This window comes from Alkalibacterium indicireducens, assembly GCF_039522005.1.
Classification (GTDB): Bacteria; Bacillota; Bacilli; order Lactobacillales; family Carnobacteriaceae_A; genus Alkalibacterium; species Alkalibacterium indicireducens.
In genome coordinates this window covers 1-22,304 of sequence record NZ_BAAADA010000072.1, presented here as the reverse complement: position 1 = coordinate 22,304, position 22,304 = coordinate 1, and the positions used below count along the sequence as shown (strand labels likewise).

19 protein-coding genes are annotated in these 22,304 nt (G+C 37.5%); 4 read left to right on the top strand and 15 right to left on the bottom strand.

Features of this window, described 5'->3' with window-relative positions:
- Nucleotides 1-320: 320 nt before the first annotated feature.
- On the bottom strand, nt 321-746 hold the full coding sequence (locus ABFX15_RS04590) for a hypothetical protein (RefSeq protein WP_346024314.1): 426 nt from the start codon (nt 744-746) through the stop codon (nt 321-323).
- Nucleotides 747-1,217: 471 nt separating this feature from the next.
- Here ABFX15_RS04590 and ABFX15_RS04585 point away from each other — a divergent pair, with 471 nt between their 5' ends.
- On the top strand, nt 1,218-1,793 hold the full coding sequence (locus tag ABFX15_RS04585; RefSeq protein ID WP_346024313.1) for a helix-turn-helix domain-containing protein: 576 nt from the start codon (nt 1,218-1,220) through the stop codon (nt 1,791-1,793).
- A 397-nt stretch (nt 1,794-2,190) separates the two neighbouring features.
- Nucleotides 2,191-4,086 carry a putative bifunctional diguanylate cyclase/phosphodiesterase gene (locus ABFX15_RS04580; protein ID WP_346024312.1) on the top strand — a complete coding sequence of 632 codons (1,896 nt, stop codon included), beginning with the start codon at nt 2,191-2,193 and terminating at the stop codon, nt 4,084-4,086.
- A gap of 98 nt (nt 4,087-4,184) precedes the next feature.
- On the opposite strand, the gene ABFX15_RS04575 is transcribed toward ABFX15_RS04580, so the two are convergent.
- Nucleotides 4,185-5,342: an NAD(P)-dependent malic enzyme gene (locus ABFX15_RS04575; protein ID WP_346024311.1), complete on the bottom strand. Its 1,158-nt coding sequence runs from the start codon at nt 5,340-5,342 to the stop codon at nt 4,185-4,187.
- 524 nt (nt 5,343-5,866) lie between these two features.
- Between ABFX15_RS04575 and ABFX15_RS04570 the strand changes: the two genes are divergently transcribed.
- The gene (locus ABFX15_RS04570; protein WP_346024310.1) at nt 5,867-7,930 is read left to right on the top strand and encodes a heavy metal translocating P-type ATPase; all 2,064 of its coding nucleotides are present in this window, start codon (nt 5,867-5,869) and stop codon (nt 7,928-7,930) included.
- A gap of 125 nt (nt 7,931-8,055) precedes the next feature.
- On the opposite strand, the gene ABFX15_RS04565 is transcribed toward ABFX15_RS04570, so the two are convergent.
- Nucleotides 8,056-8,187: an IS3 family transposase gene (locus tag ABFX15_RS04565; RefSeq protein WP_428830601.1), complete on the bottom strand. Its 132-nt coding sequence runs from the start codon at nt 8,185-8,187 to the stop codon at nt 8,056-8,058.
- A 581-nt stretch (nt 8,188-8,768) separates the two neighbouring features.
- On the opposite strand from ABFX15_RS04565, the gene ABFX15_RS04560 reads away from it, so the two are divergent.
- Nucleotides 8,769-9,527 carry a MurR/RpiR family transcriptional regulator gene (locus ABFX15_RS04560; protein WP_346024309.1) on the top strand — a complete coding sequence of 253 codons (759 nt, stop codon included), beginning with the start codon at nt 8,769-8,771 and terminating at the stop codon, nt 9,525-9,527.
- 43 nt (nt 9,528-9,570) lie between these two features.
- Here ABFX15_RS04560 and ABFX15_RS04555 read toward each other — a convergent pair whose 3' ends face one another.
- From ABFX15_RS04555 to ABFX15_RS04500, 12 genes are all read right to left on the bottom strand, one after another.
- Nucleotides 9,571-10,899: a 6-phospho-alpha-glucosidase gene (locus ABFX15_RS04555; protein ID WP_346024308.1), complete on the bottom strand. Its 1,329-nt coding sequence runs from the start codon at nt 10,897-10,899 to the stop codon at nt 9,571-9,573.
- Nucleotides 10,889-12,487 (bottom strand): PTS transporter subunit EIIC, encoded by a 1,599-nt coding sequence (locus tag ABFX15_RS04550; protein WP_346024307.1) that lies wholly within the window; start codon nt 12,485-12,487, stop codon nt 10,889-10,891. The genes ABFX15_RS04555 and ABFX15_RS04550 overlap by 11 nt, the downstream gene beginning before the upstream one ends.
- An 820-nt stretch (nt 12,488-13,307) precedes the next feature.
- Complete coding sequence (locus tag ABFX15_RS04545) at nt 13,308-13,745, bottom strand: LytTR family DNA-binding domain-containing protein (RefSeq protein ID WP_091482916.1); 438 nt, start codon at nt 13,743-13,745, stop codon at nt 13,308-13,310.
- Nucleotides 13,746-14,022: 277 nt separating this feature from the next.
- Nucleotides 14,023-14,592 (bottom strand): YdeI/OmpD-associated family protein, encoded by a 570-nt coding sequence (locus ABFX15_RS04540; RefSeq protein WP_346024306.1) that lies wholly within the window; start codon nt 14,590-14,592, stop codon nt 14,023-14,025.
- Nucleotides 14,593-14,741: 149 nt separating this feature from the next.
- A complete protein-coding gene (locus tag ABFX15_RS04535) occupies nt 14,742-14,918 on the bottom strand; it encodes an LPXTG cell wall anchor domain-containing protein (protein ID WP_346024305.1) in 177 nt (58 codons plus the stop codon).
- 354 nt (nt 14,919-15,272) lie between these two features.
- Entirely contained in the window at nt 15,273-15,755 is a 483-nt protein-coding gene (locus ABFX15_RS04530) for an SRPBCC domain-containing protein (protein ID WP_346024304.1), read from the bottom strand.
- A 32-nt stretch (nt 15,756-15,787) separates the two neighbouring features.
- Nucleotides 15,788-16,564 carry a TMEM164 family acyltransferase gene (locus tag ABFX15_RS04525; protein WP_346024303.1) on the bottom strand — a complete coding sequence of 259 codons (777 nt, stop codon included), beginning with the start codon at nt 16,562-16,564 and terminating at the stop codon, nt 15,788-15,790.
- 141 nt (nt 16,565-16,705) lie between these two features.
- Nucleotides 16,706-17,413, bottom strand: a complete 708-nt coding sequence (locus ABFX15_RS04520; RefSeq protein WP_346024302.1) for a Crp/Fnr family transcriptional regulator — start codon at nt 17,411-17,413, stop codon at nt 16,706-16,708.
- A 64-nt stretch (nt 17,414-17,477) separates the two neighbouring features.
- Nucleotides 17,478-17,711, bottom strand: coding sequence for a heavy-metal-associated domain-containing protein (locus ABFX15_RS04515; RefSeq protein WP_066189344.1), 234 nt, complete (start codon nt 17,709-17,711; stop codon nt 17,478-17,480).
- Nucleotides 17,712-17,777: 66 nt separating this feature from the next.
- Nucleotides 17,778-18,077, bottom strand: a complete 300-nt coding sequence (locus tag ABFX15_RS04510; RefSeq protein WP_026907429.1) for a hypothetical protein — start codon at nt 18,075-18,077, stop codon at nt 17,778-17,780.
- Nucleotides 18,078-18,110: 33 nt separating this feature from the next.
- Complete coding sequence (locus ABFX15_RS04505; RefSeq protein ID WP_029333960.1) at nt 18,111-18,344, bottom strand: heavy-metal-associated domain-containing protein; 234 nt, start codon at nt 18,342-18,344, stop codon at nt 18,111-18,113.
- Nucleotides 18,345-18,537: 193 nt separating this feature from the next.
- Complete coding sequence (locus tag ABFX15_RS04500) at nt 18,538-20,391, bottom strand: heavy metal translocating P-type ATPase (RefSeq protein WP_346024301.1); 1,854 nt, start codon at nt 20,389-20,391, stop codon at nt 18,538-18,540.
- Nucleotides 20,392-22,304 lie beyond the last annotated feature (1,913 nt).

Here is a 22,304-nt window from a genome sequence, read left to right as displayed (position 1 = left end):
TGAAGTAAGTTTAGTTTACCGCTTCATTCTCTTTTATGCATTATCTAATCTCATTTAATCTTCTAAAAACGTAGCCGACGAATAATAGTTCCCTTACTTCTAGTATATTTTCCCATATGCAAAAAAAGAAGCCTCATAAAGAGAACTTCCTTTTATGTAGATCCTATTGGGTCTTTCCTTCATATATTGTCTAAAAATAAAACTTATATTATTAGGAAATCAAAACAAATTTGGAACAAACCACTGTATCAAACCTACAAGCATCAAAAAAATAATAATGATAGCTATCCCGTATATAATTTTATGCGTTCTCTTCATAGCTAATCCCTTCTCCAAGCATTTCTCATTAATGATCCATTTTCGTTATATGCAATGTGTCCTCTTAGCGTTCCAATTTGTTGTGATAAACCTTTAATTGGTCCTATACTATAATGAAAACTAGCTTCCGCATTTGCTCTATTATTTGACACATACGCATTTAAACTCGTTTGTCCAGTTTGAACCATTGGGTTTAATCTTCTCTCTACTGTTGCAGAGCGAGACAGTATTCTATTTACTCTACTTCCAACTACTTCGTATCTCAGGGATATCCTGTATCCTGTGACTGTAATACCCAGTATAGTCATATTATAATCTCTGTACCTACTGTATGTCCTAGTATTGCTCAAAAGAGAATAAGTATTAGTACTGAGCTCATTACTATATTGCTCAACCCCTTCAACAATCTCCCAATTTTCATCATTCATATAAGTTTCTGGATCACTTATAATTTTTACAAATTCTTTTTGTTCTTCTTCACTTAACTCATTAAACTCTTTATAGACTTCAAGGTCATTTTCTAATAAGAAATCCTTGTAGTCCTATACAGTTAAATTGTGTGCAATATTTTCTTCTGCGTGTACATTACTTGTTCCAACCAATGAGCTTATTAGTATAAGAGCAACTATCAGTAATAACCCAAGTATTTTTTTCTTCATTTCTCTAACCTCCACTATTTTTTTATCTCTACGGTTAAATTCACAGAGAAGTTATTAGTATTCTATGCCTCCTTTAAATCAACTATACTATTTTATGTTTTTTTTAAAAGTAACGAGATGTTTCCCCCTAGAAACACCCTGTTACTTTTGTTGAAACAAGGTCCAGTAAGTATAGATTAATATAGATACTAATACTGTTATATGCTACATTTAATTAAACTATATTTGTGAGGTGCCGGGATGCTTCTGTCCGAGAAAATCAAATACCTTAGAAAAACTAAAGGCTATTCTCAAAATGATATGGCAAAAGAACTGCTGATTGAGCGGCAGACCATATCAAGATGGGAAAATAATGTAACCAGACCCGATCCATACAATTTAGAATTAATTAGTGAATTGTTTGAAGTATCCTATGACTGGCTTCTGAAAGAAGACTTTGGCATCGAAGATTTGGATAAGCAAACATTTGATGCCTCAAACCTTGATAAAGAAGTCACACAAAATAATAAGCACTCAACAGAACCTCACGATTCACCCGGTTTAAAGCCTTTCGTTGATTCGTTTTGGATTCTCTTTGTGACTAGCGCTTCAACGCAAAGGCGATTAGCCTATACTCTCTTCTTCATGACTTTTGCAACTGGTGTTTTCCAGCTGGCTACACTGTTATTTAGCATTCCTTTTTCTGTGATTTATATTTTAGCTCCTCCTGGTACTTTACTTAGAAAAATTTGTCTGCTTATATTTATGCTTTGGGTGGGCTACTATCTATTCATTATTCTCCTGTTACTTTTGGGAATTGGTATGTGGTATTCATAAGTGTAAAATAATTGCGTACTCTTGTACTTTTTAAGCATGTAATCTTGAAAAAATAAGCTACTTTTTCTTCATGATATTCGTGCACTCTCTTTTTTAAGCCACTCCAACTTATTTACATACAGAAACAGATCAAGACTAGCCATAACGGTTGAACTTGATCTGTTTCTATGTATTATTTAACAATTTAGTTTATTTAGTATTGTTACTTACTTATTCTGAAGTCGCTTAGTCAATTATATCCTTATAAGTATGAATTAAGCTAAATAGTTCAAACTAGGGATAATACTGGCTTAGCTTCTCCATGTCTGATATATTTATTCTAGCATTTAATTTTCCTGACTTACACTAAAAGGAGATTACTGTATTAACATGAACTGGAAAAGGAGATAACTCGCTTATGTCGTCGAAACATTTAAAAAGAGGACTGATTTATGCCACTTATTGCCTTATCGGTTTCTTTGCGATCCCGTACGTCTTGAATCATTATGGTGTTTCGTACACTCTAACCACTGCAGTCCTACATATTCTCATTCTAATCCTGCTTGTCTATACACTCTATCAGTACCGGCAATTAGATGGTGTACATGAGATAAACCAGAAATACAAAGAAAGCCGACAGAAACTTCTTCTTAGGGAAAATGAGCTTAATTCCTTATTTGATAATAACAACGCTTATTTATGGACCATCGACTTTGCGGAAAAAACATTCCTTCCCTCTCAAGGTTTTGAACAGGTATACGGTTTCTCAAGAGATGAATTCATGAAGAATTATGAGTTATGGAAAGACCGTGTAATCCCTGAAGACATGCATATTGCTGAAGAACATTATGCACGACTAAAATCTGGATTGCCCTCAAACAGAGCATTCCGTTTCAGAAATGGAAATGAAGAAATTCGCTGGCTTGATGCATGGGGTAAACCGATCTTTAATGAAAAAAATAAAGTTACGCACCTGACTGGAGTAGCTTATGACATTACCGATCGGAAAGAATTGGAAGAAAAGCTGTATCACAATGCCACCCATGACTATCTGACCGGACTGCCAAACAGAAAGAAACTGCTGCAGCACATGGAAGATGAAATGACTAAGTGCTCTGAAAAAAAAGAGTCTCTGGCTGTGCTGTTTCTTGACTTGGACCATTTCAAGTTTGTTAATGACAGCTACGGGCATAATGTCGGTGATAGACTGCTTGTACAGATCGGTGAACGTCTTAACAGCTTTGTCGGAAAAAAAGGTATGGTCTTTCGACATGGTGGTGACGAATTCATAGTAATCATGAGATACCAGTCTTATAAACAGTTTATCAATGTCGTCCACGGTCTTATCGAAACATTCAAGACCCCTTACGATTTGAATGTTGAGCACAGTACTATTTCAGCAAGCATAGGTGTGAGTATGTTTCCTAAAGACGATACTACAATCGAAGGCCTGATAGGCAAGGCTGACAGAGCTATGTACCGTGCCAAAGAACAAGGCAAAAACACCTATCGTTTTGCCAATCCTGATCTTGAAGAAGCTGAAGCCCGTAGAAACAATGTAGAGAAGCATTTGAAGAAAGCCATGGACCTGAATGAGCTGGAAGTGCATTATCAGCCAATAGTTGATATGAAAACTGGTCAAATCTTTGGAGTTGAAGCCTTCATCTATTGGGACAACCCTGACCTTGGCAAAGTTAAGCCTTCAGAATTCATCCCTCTGGCTGAGCGGCTGGGTATCATGAGTGAAATAGGACTGTGGGTAATCGATACAGCCACTAAACAAATGAAAGCATGGCATAAAAAGGGACTTGATTTCAGATTATCAGTTAATGTTTCAACTGCTCAATTTGAGGATCCTCTCTTTTCGAGAAAACTAAACACTACCTTGGGCAACAATCATTTCAAACCTGATATGTTGACCCTTGATATACCTGAGAGTGTACTGCAGAATACTGAAAAGGCGTCTAAGACTATTCGTCACTTAAGACATATGGGAATCGAAGTAGCCATAGACGACTTCGGAACGGGCTATTCGTCACTGAGTGTTCTGAATGCAGTTCCTATTGATACTATAAAAATTGACGAAACATTTTTGAAAGATGTTCCGGAGAATGAGCATAACGGTCAGATCATCAACACGATAATTAGTTTAGGGCATACTTTAAATAGTAAAGTGATCGCAGAAGGTGTTGAAACCACTAAACAAGTTACCTTCCTGAATAAGGCTGGCTGTGAATATGGTCAAGGATGCAAGTACAGTCATCCCGAAAGTGCTGTTGAGATCGAAAAACTACTCCTGCAACAGAGTGCCTAACACACGATTGACAATACAAACAAAAAGGACCGGACTCAGCCTCTGAAGCTGAATCTGGTCCTTTTCTTCGCATTATTCTATGCTGGAAAGTGATAAGCTTATTCTGATTTTGCGTGTTTAACACTATCCGCAACAATTGAAGCGACCCCAGGCGTAAACACGTTTGGAATAATGTTATCTACTGATAGCTCCTCATCACTAATTACACTGGCAATCCCTTTAGCTGCCGCAATCTGCATATCGTCTGTGATGTTACTGGCACGAGCATCCAAAGCGCCTCTGAAAATCCCTGGAAAAGCCAGAACATTATTGATCTGATTAGGAAAATCGCTTCTTCCCGTTCCCACAATGAATGCTCCCCCGTCTTTGGCATCTTGAGGGTTGATTTCTGGTTCCGGATTCGCCATCGCAAAGATAATCGGCTTATCGTTCATTGAACTAATCCATTCTTTTTTAAGAACATTAGGAGCGGATACACCAACAAAAACATCTGCATCTTTTAGAGCTTCCTGTAGATCTCCTTTAATGTTGTCCTGGTTAGTCATTGACGCTATTTCCTCATGTCGTTCTTCAAGATTCGGATTATCTGAAGATACAATACCTTCTTTGTCTACCAACAGGATACGTTTTACTCCTGCAGTCAGTAGACGCTTGGAAATCGCGACACCTGCTGCTCCTCCACCGTTAACGACGACTTTAACTTCGTCAATTTTTTTGTCAGCTAATTTCAAAGCATTATATATCCCCGCCAGAACAACGATAGCTGTCCCGTGCTGATCATCATGGAATACCGGGATATCTAATGATTCTTTCAATCTGCGTTCTATTTCAAAACATCTCGGTGCACTAATATCTTCTAAGTTGATGCCCCCAAAAGATGGAGCAATCGCTTTGACGTGAGAGATAATTTCTTCTACATCATTTGTGTCCAGAGAGATCGGCACAGCATCCACATCAGCAAAACGTTTGAATAAGGCTGCTTTCCCTTCCATTACAGGGATAGCTGCTTCAGGACCAATATTACCCAGACCAAGTACGGCAGATCCGTCAGTCACCACTGCCACTAAATTACGTTTCGATGTGTAAGTATAAACGTCTTCTTTATTTTCAGCTATAGCTGAACTCACAGCTGCAACGCCTGGTGTGTATGCTATAGCCAAATCTTCCATGGACTCGATCTTAACTTTGGAATTAATCTCGATCTTTCCACCTTTTTCTTTACTCACTTGAAGTGCTTTTTCTTTTACGTCAGACATGTTAGTTCTCCTTTAGCTCTTTAGTTTTATCACTTAACTTGTAAAATCAAGCTACTCGATTAAAAAGACCATTTGCGGTACACTCATTCCATAATTAACAATCAGGAATATTAGGAGAGTGACCACACATGTCCTATACCCATCTTACCATGGAAGAATTCGGTTGGATAGAAACTTATCTTACTCTTGATTTATACGCACCACAAATTGCTGATAAGCTTGGACGAACAAAAACAAGGAACAAAAACAGCCTATTTACACTGTTAAACATTTCTTGACACTGTCCAAACTATCCTAGGCTATAAAGAGAATAAGACGATATGTGGTGGGAATAGAATAGCTTTACCAGACGATTAATTGAATATATCAATGTTGAGCCATAAATTATTCAGTTATCAGTAAAATAAACTAATTTTTTTAAAGTAATTTGATAAAAGAAGACGATATTCTTGACGTTTATAGTTTACGATTGTAAACTATAAACTATGAACGATTACAAATGTAAACGAAAGGGGAGTGTTAATATGAAACATCAACATAATCATCATGAGCACAATCATCATGACCACACTCATCATGACCATTCTTCTCACGCTGATCACCATGATCATGGAGGAATGGATCATTCCATGCACATGGGGAATTTAAAAATTAAATTTTTTGTTTCCCTTATTTTAGCTATCCCGATTATATTATTTGCTCCTATGATGGGAATGGAATTACCATTTCAAGTTACATTCACTGGGTCAGAATGGGTTGTAGCTATTTTAGCAACTATCTTATTCTTTTATGGAGGACTTCCATTTTTAAAAGGAGCAAAAATGGAGTTAGGTAGTAAAAACCCTGCTATGATGACCTTGATTTCACTTGGAATCACAGTAGCCTATATCTATAGTATGTATGCGTTTGTTGTTAATGAATTTTTTCAAACAGATACCCATGTGATGGACTTCTTTTGGGAGTTAGCAACGTTAATAGTCATTATGCTTTTAGGACACTGGATTGAAATGAATGCAATCAGTAATGCTGGAAATGCCTTACAAAAAATGGCAGAACTATTACCTAGTTCTGCAATAGTTATTGATAATGACGGACAAACAAAAGAAGTTCCTTTACAAGAGGTAAAAGAAGGTCAATTTGTTCGAGTAAAAGCTGGTGAAAAGATTCCGACAGATGGGATCGTTGTTTCAGGAAGTACAACAGTCAATGAATCAATGGTCACGGGAGAATCCAAGCAGGTAGAAAAAAATACAAATGATACCGTAATTGGTGGATCTGTCAACGGCTCAGGAACGATAACAGTTGAGGTTACTGCCACAGGAGAATCAAGCTATCTATCTCAAGTTATGGAATTAGTAAGTAATGCACAGAAAGAAAAATCTAGAGCTGAGACAATGTCAGATAAAGTAGCTAAATGGCTATTCTATGTTGCATTGGTTGCAGGAATTGGAGCTTTCATCGTTTGGCTATCCCTAACTGGAGATATGAATATTGCGTTAGAAAGAATGGTTACAGTATTAATCATTGCTTGTCCTCATGCACTAGGTTTAGCTATTCCGCTTGTTACAGCTCGCACAACATCTTTAGGAGCACAAAATGGTTTACTTATAAAAAATAGACAAGCTTTAGAAGTGGCGAAGAAATTGGATAAAGTTTTAATGGATAAAACTGGAACATTAACAGAAGGTAATTTTGAAGTAAACACATATATTTCTTACTCAGATGAGTATTCGGATGAAGATGTCTTAAGTTTATTTGGAGCATTAGAAGAACACTCAAGTCACCCGTTATCTGTTGGGATATTGAATAAAGTAAAAGAGATTAACCTTAGCTTACCTGAAGCAGAAAATGTGGACACACTCTCAGGTGTGGGGTTAGAAGGGACAATTAATCATAAGCACTTTAAAATAGTCAGTGTGTCATATTTAGAAAAAAACAGATTAAAATATAATAAAGAGCAGTTTGAAAAACTCTCTAGCCAAGGAAATTCAGTAAGTTTTCTAATTTTAAATGAACAAGTTATTGGGTTGGTTGCTCAAGGAGATCAAATTAAAGCAGAAGCTTATGGTCTTATTGAAACACTTATAAACGAGGGAATTCAACCAGTAATGTTAACAGGAGACAATAAACAAGTTGCGAATGCCGTGGCTAGAGAACTGGGAATTAAAGAAGTTCATGCACAATTGATGCCTGAAGATAAAGAAAAGAAAGTAAAAGAATATAGAGATCAAGGACATGTAGTTATGATGGTAGGAGATGGTGTAAATGACGCACCGAGTTTAGTACGAGCAAACGTTGGATTAGCTATTGGAGCAGGAACAGATGTGGCAATTGAATCCGCGGACACCATATTAGTAAAAAGTAATCCTGCAGATATTCTTCATTTTCTTTCTCTAGCGAAAAATAGTTCCAGAAAAATGGTTCAAAATTTATGGTGGGGAGCAGGATATAATATTGTTGCTATTCCTTTAGCAGCAGGAGTATTGGCAGGGTGGAATATCTTACTAACACCAGCAATGGGGGCAGTTTTGATGTCATTAAGTACAATTATTGTTGCGATAAATGCAATGTTATTGAAACTGGATTAGAACGTGTTGAAAGTTTCATTAGTATAAAATACGGCATAAGTAAAGGCTGGAAAAAACAGCTCTTAAACAAAATGAACAATGAAAACAGTCTGTTGGTGCTGACACCCAATAGTTAGAGTTTAATATTATGCAGCCAACTGGCTGGTTTGAGTTCGGCATTCCACTGGACTTAAGCCGGCCAGTTTTTGTTTTGTTCGGATGATATTATAATACTTGATATAGTCTTCAATTTGTTTCTTAAGTTGATTGTAGCTCACTAATGGTTTGTAACTGACATATTATCTATTCGGATTACTTTCGGCAAGCCATAAGGTTAAAATACCTCCTCATTTTTTTCATACATCATGCCTGTTTTTTCTATTTTCTTCTTTGGAAAGTTATTGCCATTAGCGTATTTTTTAGCAGTGCGCCAATTCACTCCAACTTCTTTTCTTATGTGATCAATCGATTTATCGTGATTATTCCTTCAATTTTTTATAGTATTAATATCAGTCATTGCGAGCAAACCTTTCATACCTCCAGTTAAAGTGTAGGCACTCTACCTTTAGAGGATTTTCAGGTGCCTTGCAATGGCTTTTTATATTGCGTTTTTCCTTCCGCAGAGTTATGTACTTTTACCCTGCAATCACTAGTGTTGCATTAAAATATTAACCTATTCCATAGATGCTGGTTGAATACAACAATGTCTTGCTTATATTTTATTCCATTGGTTTTACTTTATCTTCAATAAACTGAATTTCATTCTGGTTCAAATTATATTTTTTTTATAGTTTAACTATTTTCAATTATTCTACTCGTTTCTTTGATAAGATTAGAGAAAAGAATAAGGGGTGTACATATGGGCTTTTACGATAAATTGGAACAGCACCGTAAGAACTTAAATGATAATGAGGAAGAAATACTGACCTACTTATTAAATCAAGGTGAACAACTCGATGATATTACGATACGGGAGGTAGCTGGACACTTCTACACTTCTCCAACTACCATCGTTCGACTAACGCAGAAATTAGAATTTTCTGGGTACCAGCAGTTCAAGGATGATTTCTTAGCAGCCTTAGCTATTCAAACGTCTCTTGGGGAACTCTATTCTTTGGACAATATGATAATCAAAACAAAACAACTTATAAATGAAGAAGCCATTCATAAGATGACTCGGACTATTCATGAAGCAGATAATATACTATTTTTTGCAGTCGGCTTATCACGCTTCCCAGCCGAAGAGTTCAGCGAACGATTGAAAATCATCGGAAAACAAAGCCAGACATTTATTGATCCTCACATAATGAAGCATAATGCTCAAATCATGAGCGAAAAAGATCTCGCCATTGCAATCAGTATAAGCGGACGTCATCAGTCGAATGTTTATGCGGCCACTAGCCGCGCAAAAATAGCTGGTGCAAAAACTTTAAGTATTACTGGCTTTTCTTCAAATGCATTGGCTAACCTGACTGATCTTCAACTATATGGATTCAGTTCCCCTTTAAAAATTAATGGACTTGATGCGACTGACCGTTTTTCTATTCATTATTTGACAAATTACTTGTTCGACAAATACATTGAACAGTATCTCCATCTCGATACTTCCATAACATAAATAAGGACGGGTGCATATACCACCCGTCTTTATTGTCATTTACTTATTTTAATTCAGGCCAATACTCCTTATTAGCCTCTATTAAAGCATCCAGGACTTGTCTAGCTTTCTTCGCATCAACTACCGTGCGGTTGAGTGTGAGTGCTTGAAGAGCTTTGGTATAGGACCCTTCCATATAGGCTTCAACTGTCAGCTTTTCATAACCGTGTTGAGACTCGATCAGGCCTTTGTAGAAAGTATCAATCGGTCCAACTGCATAGGGCTGAGGGCCATTAATAGTTAGACTGGCAGCTACTTCAATCATGCTGTCGTCCGGAAGATTCGAAACAATTCCATTATTTTTGACCATAACGACATAGGTTTTTCGTAAATTATGGAAAATCGATCCAGCCACTTCAACCATCATGTCCCCATGTGCATCGTTATGAACGACTGTAGAATCTTTGGCTGTCCCATTTTCAATAATGCGTCTGCATTCTTCAAAGACCTTTTTCTCTCGCCCTTCTCTTACTTCATCGGTACGTGTACGATTCGGATCTAATTTCGAGAACTTATACTCAGGATACAAGTAATACTGGAGATACGTGTTTGGTAAATAATCTGGAAAGTCGATCAGCATATCCTCGACCATCGCATAAGTGTCCAGCCAGGACTGATCACGCTGCTCAGCATCTACTGGTCTGAACCCTCCGTTCAAGATGATATCCTTGATTTCAGGCATTCTATCTTTTCCATCCTCATCATATAGGTGAGTAAACCATCCGTAATGATTAAGTCCGAAATAGACCGGCTCCAGTTTATCTGCATCGTAATCGATCAAGCTTGCAAACGAACGGAGCAAATTGACCGGCTGATCACATATATTAAGAATACGCTCTTCTTCCGGGAAAATCTTGTCTAAAGCCAGCGCTACTATAGCTGCCGGATTAGTATAGTTCAAAATCCAAGCATCCGGTGAATACTGTCTTACACTATTGACCATCTGAACCATATCTCGAATGGAACGTAAGCCATAAGCAAATCCACCTGGCCCACATGTTTCTTGACCGATCACCCCATACTTCATAGGGATTTTTTCATCTTTTTCCCGCATATCAAAGCCGCCGGTTCTCATCTGACAGAAGACAAAGTCCACATCACGATATGCTTCTTCTTCATCAGTCGTATAACTGACCTTCACTTCAGGTGCTTCTTCCTTAAAGAGAATCTTGGCAAACTCTCCAATAACTTCCTGACGTTCTGCATCGATGTCATACAGCTTTATTTCTTTAATAGGAAATTCGTTTAAGTGTGTGGTCATGGCCTTAAGGATACCCGGAGACCATGTCGATCCTCCACCTACTAATACGATTCTGCTTTTTTTATTCTTCATGATAATTTGCTGCTCCTTTCACTTTGGGTGCTATGGACTCTACTTTCGGTCCATAGATCACTTGATAATTCGTTTCATCAATTTTGACCATACCTGCTGCTCCAGTTTTCTTTAACCCTGCTTCGTCAACTTTACCGGTATCTTCCAATACAAGTCTTAGTCGAGTGAAGCAGTTATCGATGCTTTGAATATTACCGGCACCTCCAAGGGCATTGACAATAGCGTCTCCTAATTTATCTTCTGAAACTTTAGAATCTGTCTCGATATCCATTTCATCATCATTAACATCTCTACCTGGAGTTAGTACTCTTCTTTTTTCAATGACTATTTTAAATACAAAGTAATAGATTGGTGCGTAAATGAGTCCTACTAATACTGCCCAGAACCAGTTTGTGGCAGTCCCCTGGAGGATACCGAACACAAACAGATCAATGACGCCCCCTTGTACGTTACCGATGACTACTCCAAGAGCATCCATCAACATGAAGGATAACCCTGCCATGAAAGCATTGAAGATGAACAAAATTGGGGAAACAAAGATAAATGAGAATTCAATAGGTTCAGTAATTCCTGTAGTGAAGCTGGCTAAACCAGAAGCTGACATTAACCCTTTGACGTCCTTCTTCTTTTCCTGATAAGCTACCTTCACCATCGCAAAAGCTGCGGCCGGTAAGCCGAATATCATGAAAGGAATCTTACCCTGCGCAAGAAAACGAGTAGCTTCTGCCATCACTCCAAGATCTGGTGAGTCTTGAGCAAGAGAGGTATTGAAGATATTCAATGCTCCAACCACTTGATTGCCGTCTATTTCTGCAACTCCACCAATTGGTGTAAAGCGAACCAGCTGATTCAGGATATGATGAAGACCCGTTGGAATAAGTAATCGTTCCAGGAATCCAAATAAGAAGGTTCCCAGTAAACCCGCCTGAGCGATTATGTTTCCGACTCCTTCAATTGCGGCTCCAAAGAAAGGCCACACAAAGTACATCACTATAGCCAGGAAAGGAATGCTGACAGTCGTAACGATTGGAACAAATCGTTTACCTCCAAAGAAACTGATTGATGTCGGTAAGTCGATGGTATGAAAGGTGTTATGAAGATAAGATACAAGCATACCAACAATGATTCCTCCAAAAACATTCATCCTCAATGTAAAGATGCCTAGAACTAATTCGTATTGAGAAGCCGTTTGTATAGCTTGCAACTCAGTCAATCCCGTTTCCATTAAAGCATCGACTGAATAGGTTGCTGCAGTGATATCATTGGCCTGCAGAAGATACTGAATGGTGATATGGAATAACAGGAAGCCAATCACACCTGCAAATGCCGCTGTCGTCTTTTCCTTTCGAGCCAGCCCAATCGATATGGAAACTGCAAATAGTATTGGCAAGTTTCCGAATATTCCTCCTGCAAGTGCCCGAATAATACCAATGACGCTTTGAACTGCAGTCATATTAATAAATGTCTCTCCAACGATACTTGGATTTTGCAGCACTGCAGCTATTCCTAGAAATATACCCGCAGCGGCTATTAATGATATGGGGGTCATTAATGATTTACCCAACCGTTGCCAAAAATCTTTTGCCATGTATAACTCCTCCTTAAAAAGTAATGCCGTCTTTTGATAATCTTATTGTAGACTTAATGTTTAAGCGTTTACAATAGGGAAGAGCGTGGTTTACATTGATTGTCATTGTACACAATATTGTGTACAACACTAGTTTATTCTTACTGAATGTGTTGGAGCAACTGAGTTTAGCGGTTGTAATAGCCTTGCTTTTAAACTTGGCTTGAACTACTTTTAACTAGTCTTACTTGATAATGTGTAGCTTATTCACCCGGCACATAAGAATGAGTGCATTATCAGGGATCCACCTTTATAGCAAAACTAAAAACGGATGTACCAGTGTGCGCCTAGATACTGGTACATCCGTTTTATTGGGGTATTATTTTTAGCAACTATAGTAACAGTAGATGTTGCCCTTCAATTTATTTAGCTAACTGGTGATTGATTTCCTGAGCCAGTTGTCTAAGTTCTCTTTTTCTTCTCTGGACGCTCAAGTAGTAGATTCCAATAAATAGCACAGTGTTCATCATTAAACCCGCTACTGAAGTATCAAAAGTACCAAATAAACTAATTACTAAATTAAAAATAATCAATTGGAACCCACAATTGATCACGTGATACACTCTTGCTGATTTAACGCTTAGGTAACTTGTGCCGTAAGAGACCAAACATAGAAGTATGATTATGACTGCAAGTAACAGCACTGACAAACTGACATTACCTATATTTATAATCTGGAAGTAATCCAAAGCAGCGTTCAACAGCACGACTACTGAAAATACAAAAGTCATGGTGTTCATATAACTCGAAATGAAATTTTTAATCATAAATAATCCCTCCACTAAATATTTAAATACCTTTTTACTTCCCTCATGTAATGACGGCTGATGATCAGCTTCTCTTCATTTTTCAGGCTTGCTTCCAGTCTATAGTTTTCCATCGGTGCCACACTGGCCAGATAGTCCATATTTAATAGCGTCTGTTTATTGATTTTGACAAAGGATGTCCCTTTAAGCTTTTCTTCCAGTTCATATAACTTTTCTTTAGACTCGTACACGTCACTTTCAGTATATATGAAGGATCGCCCATCTACGCTTTCAAAATAGCAGACGTCGTGACTTACGAGGTAATATTGCTTATCTTTCAATACCCCTTCCAGTTTCACATTTCCCATGTTGATCGTATCTACTATTTTCTGTATGCGTCGATCAAACATGTTGTATGTAATGTCAATGACCGCCTCTTTTAATGATCTGTCCTCCGTTAGGTTTAGCTTCATCCTCTCACCCTCTCTTGTAGTAATTTCAGTGTATATAGTCTCTATGAAGGATTCAACCAGTTTTGGACAACATGCACATATGGAAGAGTGAAATGCAATACTAACGTAAAAAGTTCAAGACAATCTCATTAGAGAATGTCTTGAACTTTTTACTGACCACTGAGACGATTAACTATAGGAACGATTTTATTTTGACGCTTTTTTCTCAGCATGTCGCTTGTGCACAGATTCATTTTTTCAGGTTAAAAAATCAAATAATTGAGACAATAACTAGCAATTAGTAGTTGATCAATCGACCATTATCATTCCATTGTCCGTACATTTTATTTTCTTTCGTCTGTTCAAGAAACTTATTCAACCGTTTGATATACAATTCAGGCTGATTTTTATAAGTTTGTATCGTATCCAGTCTGATACGCCTGTATAATTCTGGAAAATTGATGAAGTTCTGGTATGTCTGATCGTCTGCTTTCAAAAGCGCTTTGATCTCTTTGTCTATAGTGAACGACTTTGGTCGCATGTCAGGAAGACTGTTCAGCCCTTCTTCTTTCATCAGACCCAGCTTAATCAGCCTTCTTGCTCGTTCTTTATTTAACTCTGTCCAAGTACTCCTCTTCTTTCTTGGGGACAACCTTTGAGCTAACTGATTATCAGCAGTTTTCTTCATCGTGCTATCAATCCAGCCAAAACAGATGGCTTCCTCTACTGCATCAAGGTATTGGATAACACCCTCCTGATCCTTCATGCTTACTATCACCCAGCAGAAGTCTGCAGTCTTCGCGTTGTTTTCAAGCCATTGCCTTAATTCTTGCCTTGTTTTAGCTTCAATGAGGTTGTTAATTTCCATTGGGCATTCTTCCTTTTTCCTTAAAATAATGCATGCACATCTATTACTTTTCATGTCATTATACACTATAGATGTAAAAAAGAACCCCTTCGAAAAGGAGTTCTTCCAAATTATTCATCTGAGATTCTCACAACAGATACGTTTCTTTTCTATTTTTTCTTTTTAATAAAGTGAGCTGCGGTGCCTGTTGCAATTGATCCCAGTCCAACTAAACCAACGGTCCAGGTAACAGTAGCTGTTTCTGGAAGTCTTTCCCGTTCAGTCATCGAAACTTTCTGATGAAACAGTGACGACTTCAGATCCTTCTTCTGTGTTGTTGTCTTCATCAGCCGAAACTACCAGCGGAGCCGAAAATAGTATGCTGGAAGATAATAAACTAAGTACAAAAGTTTTGCTTTTGAAAATCATGACATCTCTCCTAAAATATAGTTGGGTTACAGCCAAGTCATTAAGAATAAGTAATGACACATGCAACACCTTATACAGCATAACTAATCCGCGGAGAGATTTCCATAATAATACGTAAATTAATTGTATAAAATTTGTAAATGTACGTCTTTAAGCTCTATATCTCGAAAATATTACATTAATCCATTTAACAATCGGTTATAATCTTAACGAACATAGTTTTGTACGGGTCTATTGGGAGAATACCTATAAAGTATATTAACAAAGCACAGCTACCTTGTTTCTACAAAGTATTCCAGATTGTCCAGTGAAGAACCCAGTCCGTCAATATGATCCTGTTTGTTGATTCCGAGCGGGACATTTTCTGCAATGACCGTAATCTTGGTTCCTTCCAGATTCTCTTCAAAGTACCAGGTCATCGTCATCACCCCTTCAAAGTCAGGGTCTTCCGAATCGAAAGCGCCTGCCATGACGATTTTCATATCCGGCACGACGTCAACGAAAGTCCCTTCCGAAACATCAGAATCTATAGTCGTTTTTCCTGTAATCTGTTCTTTCTTTTCATAATAGAGAATCAGTCGATACTTTCCGCCAGCATGTGGTTCGAATAGGGAGACTTCCCCTCTCATCCCTTCAGGCGGAAGCCACTTGATTAGTGAATCCGGGTCGATGAAGGCCTGATAAAGCGTGTGCGGTGAAGACGCAATATTCTTTGAAACCGTGTCGATTCGTCCAGTTGATGATCGCTCCTGCATTTCAATCGCTCCTTTACGACATTCTTCTGTTTTCAGTTAGCCCGTTTCCTCTGAAGGTTGGAATCTTGACTGACATACCAAAGCTTCGCCAGCAGATACATCAGGAACATGACCACCGCTCCTATAATGGTAAGTGACAGAATGTAGACTGGATTGACTGTTATTCCAGCTACTGTGATATCAGAGCCGATGCTGTGCAAGTAGACTAAAGGCGCTGCCGATCCCGGTGTATACGTAAATAAATAATTGGCTTGTTCATTAAAAATATCAGTGAACCAGTTATTTACGATAACTGACAATACATACAGCGGCACCACAATCCCATAAGCTTTCAAAAGGGCTCTTCGATCGATCCGGATCATCTCTGTTAACAGCAGGTATAGCCCCGTCGCTACAATCAGCATATGCCCAAAAATATAGGAAAATCCTCGAATGCTAAGTACATTACTGTATGTTTCCAGTGCGTCGGCAAATATGATGGCTGCCAGACCTGCAGGCACAGACAAGCACCAGGCAATCGTGCTAATCACACGACGAGCAGGATTAATCGCAACCATAAGCAGCAGGATGTTGGCAAAGTGAGAGATATGGAATGGGAAAACCTCAGGACCCAAGCCGTCGGTACTGAAAACATAAATTTGTCTGGTAGCTAATATGCCTACCAGGATTATCCCCATCGCTATGGCAACATGTCTCTTTACTGCAAATGCTTTGTATCGAGTGAATATATATAATGTAATGGCGAGCGCGAAAGGAAAAACGATCATAAAGTAATGAAACGTGCTCCGCATTTCAAACTGCATCTGCATAGTGTATACATCCTCTCATCATCTCCAGTAAAAAAATAAAAATCTTCCACCCGCATTACAAGCCCCTTCTGTAATACTGCAAGCAGAAATCCCTACGAGTGAACTTAACCCGTTAGATGATAGCACGCTACTCTCTTATATTTATTCAGTATGAAGTAACAATTGATCTAAATCCATTATTTTAATTTTCTTTTTCGGTAACTGTTTAATCAATCCAAGTTCTTCTAGAGTAGTAAATTTACGGCTGATTGTTTCTGGTGTGGTACCAAGATACGAGGCTAAATCCTTTTTGGACATTGGTAAGATAATCGTTGGACTATTGCCACTTCCCTTTTCAACATTCTCAGCTAAAAAGGATATAATGCGGGTTTCTACATTTTCAATCGCTACTTGTGTGGTTTGTTTTTCAGAATCCTTCAAACGCATCGTTACTTCTGACAGTATTTTTAATGAGATTTGCGGATATTCCACCAAATACTTTTGTAAATCCTCTCGTTTAATTAAACAAATGGATGTATTTTGTAGTGCTTCCGCATAGTTCTCATGAATACTTCCAGGTTGGAAAATGGCGACTTCACCTGTAAAATCACCGGGATTTAAAATGCGAACAAGTTGTTCTTTTCCAGAATCCGATAAGCGGTAAATCCGAGCCTTACCTGAATTGATAATATATAAGGTATCATCTTTCTCACCTGCACGGAATAACATTTCCCCTTTTTGTAGATGAAGTGTCTTGGCAGATTCCGCAATCAAATCCATTTGTGAGTCTTCCAGATGGTTGAAAATGGGAACAATACGAATACATTCTGCATGTCCATGTTGGTGATGACAACATTGGTTTTTTTCCAAAATAACCTCTCCTTTTTATAATAAGCCTAAGAGGGCATCTTAGGCTTCCTTTCTATTCACTCGATTAAGCAGGTTTTACCTTTGATTTGACAACAGGATATCCTAAGTCTTCAATTGCCTCTTCGATATCGTTAATAACGACTGCTTCTGAATCAAAATCTACTTTTACTTTACTTGCATTGAACATTACTTTCAAGCTATCTTGATTCACACCGTTTATTCCTTTCACCGCATTTTCAATCTTTTGGAGACAAGATGGGCAAGATAAGGTTTCTAATTGAATCGTTGCTTTTTGCATAAATCATTTCCCCCTTCATTTTTTAACGACCGTAAACCAATTTATTCTTTTGTTTTTGGGTTACTTTTAAGCCTGATATGCTTTGTCTACTTCTGATAACATCTCGAATGTGCCTGCATACGTTTCACATACATCTCCAGGAATGGTGTAGTTGTCTGTGATTTTTCGTAATTGAGCAAATTCAGCATCTAAGTCAGGTTTGTTCGTACCTGCGTCTTTTACTTTTCCACTAATTGTTTCAAACAATTCACGTACTTCAAAGGCTTCTGGATGGTTCTTACCATGGGCCCGTGTAATCGCAGTAGTGTATAAATCCAGTTTTTCAAAATGGTTTGTTATTACTTCGTTAAATGTTTGTTCAGACATTATTATTTCCCTCTTTCTTGTGGTTTTTTGGTCTTAGGCCGATTTTACTTTTGATTTGACGACTGGATATCCTAAGTCTTCAATGGCTTTTTCGATATCGTTAATGGTGATCGTTTCTGAATCAAAATCTACTTTTACTTTACTGGCATTAAATAATACTTTTAAGCTATCATGATTAACCCCGTTTAATCCTTTCACCGCATTTTCAATCTTTTGCATACAAGATGGACAAGATAATGTTTCTAATTGAATAACTGCTTTTTGCATGAATTATTTCTCCTTTCATCTTATCTTTGATTTTTTTGTTTTCCCTCTTCTTCTTTACAATTTAAGTATAGCTGAGGTTCAACGAAATGAAATTGACGCAAATCAAGTTTTAAGAAAAAAGTAGGGGAGTATTTTGTTCTTCCTACCTGAATACTTCCCCTTTATCATTCGTCAAGACCGCTTTCTATTAAATTTATCCTCTCAAACGGTATCGAAGCAATCTCATACCATTCAAGATGACTACTAAGATACTTGCTTCGTGAACCAACATCCCGATTGACATATTCATCCATTCACTAAATAGTAGGCTGGCAAGTAAGACTAATACCACACCAACTGCTATGGTGATGTTCTGTTTCATGTTTCTTGAAGTTGTTTTTGTTAAGCCTAATGCGTGTGGTAAACGACTAAAGTCAGAATTCATTAAAACGACATCCGATGTTTCAATTGCAACATCTGTTCCACTTCCCATTGCGATTCCGATATCTGCTAAGGCTAATGAAGGACTATCATTCACTCCGTCACCGACAAAGGCAATGAGTTGGCCTTTTGCTTGCATTTTTTCAATATATGCGGATTTTCCTGCTGGAAGCATATGACCATGTGCTTCTGTTAACCCAAGTTCTCGAGCAACTAAATCTACGGTTCCTTGGTTGTCCCCAGAAAGAACGACAAGGTTTTTGACCCCTAGTTTTTTCAGTTTTTGAAGATCTTTTTTAACACCTGGACGGATTTGATCCCGAATACCCATCAGAACGTTTAATTCTCCGTCGACCGCAGTTAACACAAGAGAATTCCCATATTTCTCAAAGCGTTCGACATCTTTTTTAGCTTTTTCGCTTAATTTCACATTTTCCTTTTCCATTAAAGCTACGTTACCAACGGCTATACGATGAACACCTATTTTTGCTACAATTCCGCCACCTTTAACGACTTCGGTTTCTTCAACAGTATAGAAAGTTGTCTCGCCAATATCCTGTAAGACAGCTTTTGCTAGTGGGTGGTCCGATTCGCGCTCCACACTTGCTAAGTATCCTAGAATTTCTTCAGTGTTGTTGCCGTAAAATTCTTTTTCGGCAACTTCGGGGTTTCCTACTGTCAATGTTCCCGTTTTATCAAAAACGATAGTATCTACTCTGCTAAAATCATTGATAACTTCACTACCTTTTAAGAGGACACCATTACGTGCACCGTTTCCGATACCGGCAACGTTGGATACAGGAACCCCGATAACTAATGCACCTGGACATCCTAAAACAAGAATCGTGATAGCTAGTTCAATATCTTTTGAGAATAGCCAAACAATAAAACCAAGGACTAAAACAGCTGGTGTATAGTATTTTGAGAATCGATCAATAAACCGCTCTGCTTCTGATTTGGAATCCTGTGCTTCTTCCACTAATTCGATAATTCTACCAAATGTTGTATCTTCCCCTACACGGTCAGATCGAATTTGCATCGTTCCATTTTCTAAGATTGTTCCCGCAAATACTTCAGAATCGACCCTTTTGCTTACTGGAACAGACTCTCCGGTAATACTTGCTTCATTGATGTGACCTTCACCTGTTAACACGGTTCCATCTACGGGGACTTTTGCACCCGTTTTGACTAATAAAATGTCACCTTCATCTACATCATCGACATCAACTTCTTCAAATTCTCCATTTTCCATTTGCTTTAAAGCACTTTCTGGTGCCAGCTCTGTTAATTCTTTAATGGCAGAACGTGTTTTGTTCAAGGTACGTTGCTCCAAGTAAGAACCAAATAAGAATAAGAAAGTAACGATGGCTGATTCCTCATAATTTTGAATCAATACTGCCCCAATTACTGCAATGGTAACTAACACATCAATACTGACAACTTTTACTTTTAATGCCTGAAAGGCTTGAATCGCAATTGGTGCTACACCAAGAATAGATGCAATGATGAGCGACCAATTGAAAATGGCCATGTTGTCTAAGGAAAATCGTCCGAAGAATGCAAGTGCAATCAAAATTGCACTGATCAATGTAATGGAATTCTTTTTACTTAATATATATCTTTGCATGTTGATTCCCTCCAATTTCATTTTCATTTGTATTCCTTGTTGATGACTCTAGTATAGGATGTTTCTATGAAATAAAAATTGATTAGGATCAAGTTCTATTGTAAAAGTGTAAAATTATAAAAGAACAGCAAAACAAATCCAACTGTTTTACTGAATAACTGAATAACTCTTATATATTATCGAACATACAATCAAAAAAATCATTATATTGTACATCACTAGTGTTGCATAAAACTTAGAATAAATGATTTTTATACATTGTCACTTTAATCACAAGTAGTTTTCGTTAAAATTTCCAAAAAGTCAATTGCTGGCGCAAGGGATGACTTTTTCCAGAAATTTTTAGGGGTTATTTAGTTGTCGATTAGTCTATTTGCACTCTCTTTCACTTAACCAGACAATTGTCCTCCATCGTTTGAAACAACCATATTTGAGTTGAATTTCAGCGATTTTTCTTGTAAAGTTTCCATATAAGAGCACAACTCTTTTTGGTATTTGGGTTTTGGTTGACTTTACAATATCACAGCGTGTGCTCTTTTCGTATCTTTTTTACTTCACCCAACGGGTGAACAATGATTAGAGTGGTAAACGGTATTAATACGGGATAAATGCTAGTTCTGACAAATAAGTATGAATAATTCAGGTGTATCAAACTTAATTCCAAAATCACAGCTTCTTTTTCTCTAAATTATTTGTCTGCTACTTGTATGTTACGTGTGAATTTTCCCCTGTTTTTAAAGCACCGCATATACAGTAAAATCCCCCATCCACATGTGGTTGGGGGATTTGCAAGTGTTGATTTATTAACGTTTTGAGAATTCTATATTCAGAAACGAAGGATACTCAAATCCTACTAATCCTTTTATATCAGTGATTACAAAAATACTAATTCGAGGATAAAAACTCATTGGTTTGGATAAAGTTAACACCAATTAACACCATAAAATAGACTAGTCATTTATTTGAATTCTTTTTAACTATACCTAACCCAGTTGCCAAAGAAAATTGCTTTCCACGATTTATACAACTCTTGCAAATACTAATTTTTGTCGGTGATGTAATCGTCTTGCCACAAGTCAAACAGTACCTTTCCTTCTCATTATTACTATTCTTCATAATCTAGTTCTCCTTCACTTAATGAACTAAGCGATTATTACGCACCTTCAGGTCCACCTATTCGTCCTATTGAGTCTTGCAATATCCAATTGGAGTCCACTTGTACGCGGTTTGAGTCCAGTAAAATAGCCATGCCAATGTCAGCATGACTATTTTTGAAAGTTTTTAATTAATCGCTTGGTGTTCGCGCATGTTTAGTTGACGCCTCTACGATAAATTTAATTACTTGTTATGCTACATAATCAGCTGAAAACTCACACCTCCTAAATAATAGACGCACATATGCATTTAAATTAAACCGTACACCCATTCTTTAATTTTAAAATCCTATCAATATCTAATCAGCATAGTTACTCTACATACTATCTTATTTAAGTCCTATTTCGCTTCCTACACGATTAAATAGAATAATTAATGAGTTACCCGTAAATTTCAACAAGTCGACTAGGTGCTCTAAATAGCCGTCAGAAAGCCCCCATTATTTTCCTATGCTATCTAAAAATTATGTACCCTTAAACCAAAAAGCTTTTTCTTCGAAACTAAAAATCCTATGCGCTCTAATAATTAAGTACAATGTAAAATGTCATCTCAATTTGTGAAATATTTTTTTGAAAAAGTAAGCGATGAATAGCTGATACCTAGAATTTTTTAAAATCAAATAATCACTCAACAACATACAACTATTCTATATTTTATTTTTCTCTGCTATACTTCATCATGGGTAACTCCCAATAATCTATGAAAAATTATGTTTCCCAAATTTCTCGTTGCTCGTATGATGATTTCTGTCGATGAAG

Coding starts and splice junctions, on each gene's coding strand:
- ABFX15_RS04525 (WP_346024303.1), bottom strand. CDS start 16,564: ATGCAGATGCAGTTTGAAATGCGGAGCACGTTTCATTACTTTATGATC.
- ABFX15_RS04580 (WP_346024312.1), top strand. CDS start 2,191: ATGTCGTCGAAACATTTAAAAAGAGGACTGATTTATGCCACTTATTGC.
- ABFX15_RS04585 (WP_346024313.1), top strand. CDS start 1,218: ATGCTTCTGTCCGAGAAAATCAAATACCTTAGAAAAACTAAAGGCTAT.
- ABFX15_RS04510 (WP_026907429.1), bottom strand. CDS start 18,077: ATGTCTGAACAAACATTTAACGAAGTAATAACAAACCATTTTGAAAAA.
- ABFX15_RS04570 (WP_346024310.1), top strand. CDS start 5,867: ATGAAACATCAACATAATCATCATGAGCACAATCATCATGACCACACT.
- ABFX15_RS04515 (WP_066189344.1), bottom strand. CDS start 17,711: ATGCAAAAAGCAACGATTCAATTAGAAACCTTATCTTGCCCATCTTGT.
- ABFX15_RS04505 (WP_029333960.1), bottom strand. CDS start 18,344: ATGCAAAAAGCAGTTATTCAATTAGAAACATTATCTTGTCCATCTTGT.
- ABFX15_RS04535 (WP_346024305.1), bottom strand. CDS start 14,918: ATGAAGACAACAACACAGAAGAAGGATCTGAAGTCGTCACTGTTTCAT.
- ABFX15_RS04560 (WP_346024309.1), top strand. CDS start 8,769: ATGGGCTTTTACGATAAATTGGAACAGCACCGTAAGAACTTAAATGAT.
- ABFX15_RS04540 (WP_346024306.1), bottom strand. CDS start 14,592: ATGGAAATTAACAACCTCATTGAAGCTAAAACAAGGCAAGAATTAAGG.
- ABFX15_RS04545 (WP_091482916.1), bottom strand. CDS start 13,745: ATGAAGCTAAACCTAACGGAGGACAGATCATTAAAAGAGGCGGTCATT.
- ABFX15_RS04550 (WP_346024307.1), bottom strand. CDS start 12,487: ATGGCAAAAGATTTTTGGCAACGGTTGGGTAAATCATTAATGACCCCC.
- ABFX15_RS04590 (WP_346024314.1), bottom strand. CDS start 746: ATGAATGATGAAAATTGGGAGATTGTTGAAGGGGTTGAGCAATATAGT.
- ABFX15_RS04575 (WP_346024311.1), bottom strand. CDS start 5,342: ATGTCTGACGTAAAAGAAAAAGCACTTCAAGTGAGTAAAGAAAAAGGT.
- ABFX15_RS04555 (WP_346024308.1), bottom strand. CDS start 10,899: ATGAAGAATAAAAAAAGCAGAATCGTATTAGTAGGTGGAGGATCGACA.
- ABFX15_RS04530 (WP_346024304.1), bottom strand. CDS start 15,755: ATGCAGGAGCGATCATCAACTGGACGAATCGACACGGTTTCAAAGAAT.
- ABFX15_RS04500 (WP_346024301.1), bottom strand. CDS start 20,391: ATGCAAAGATATATATTAAGTAAAAAGAATTCCATTACATTGATCAGT.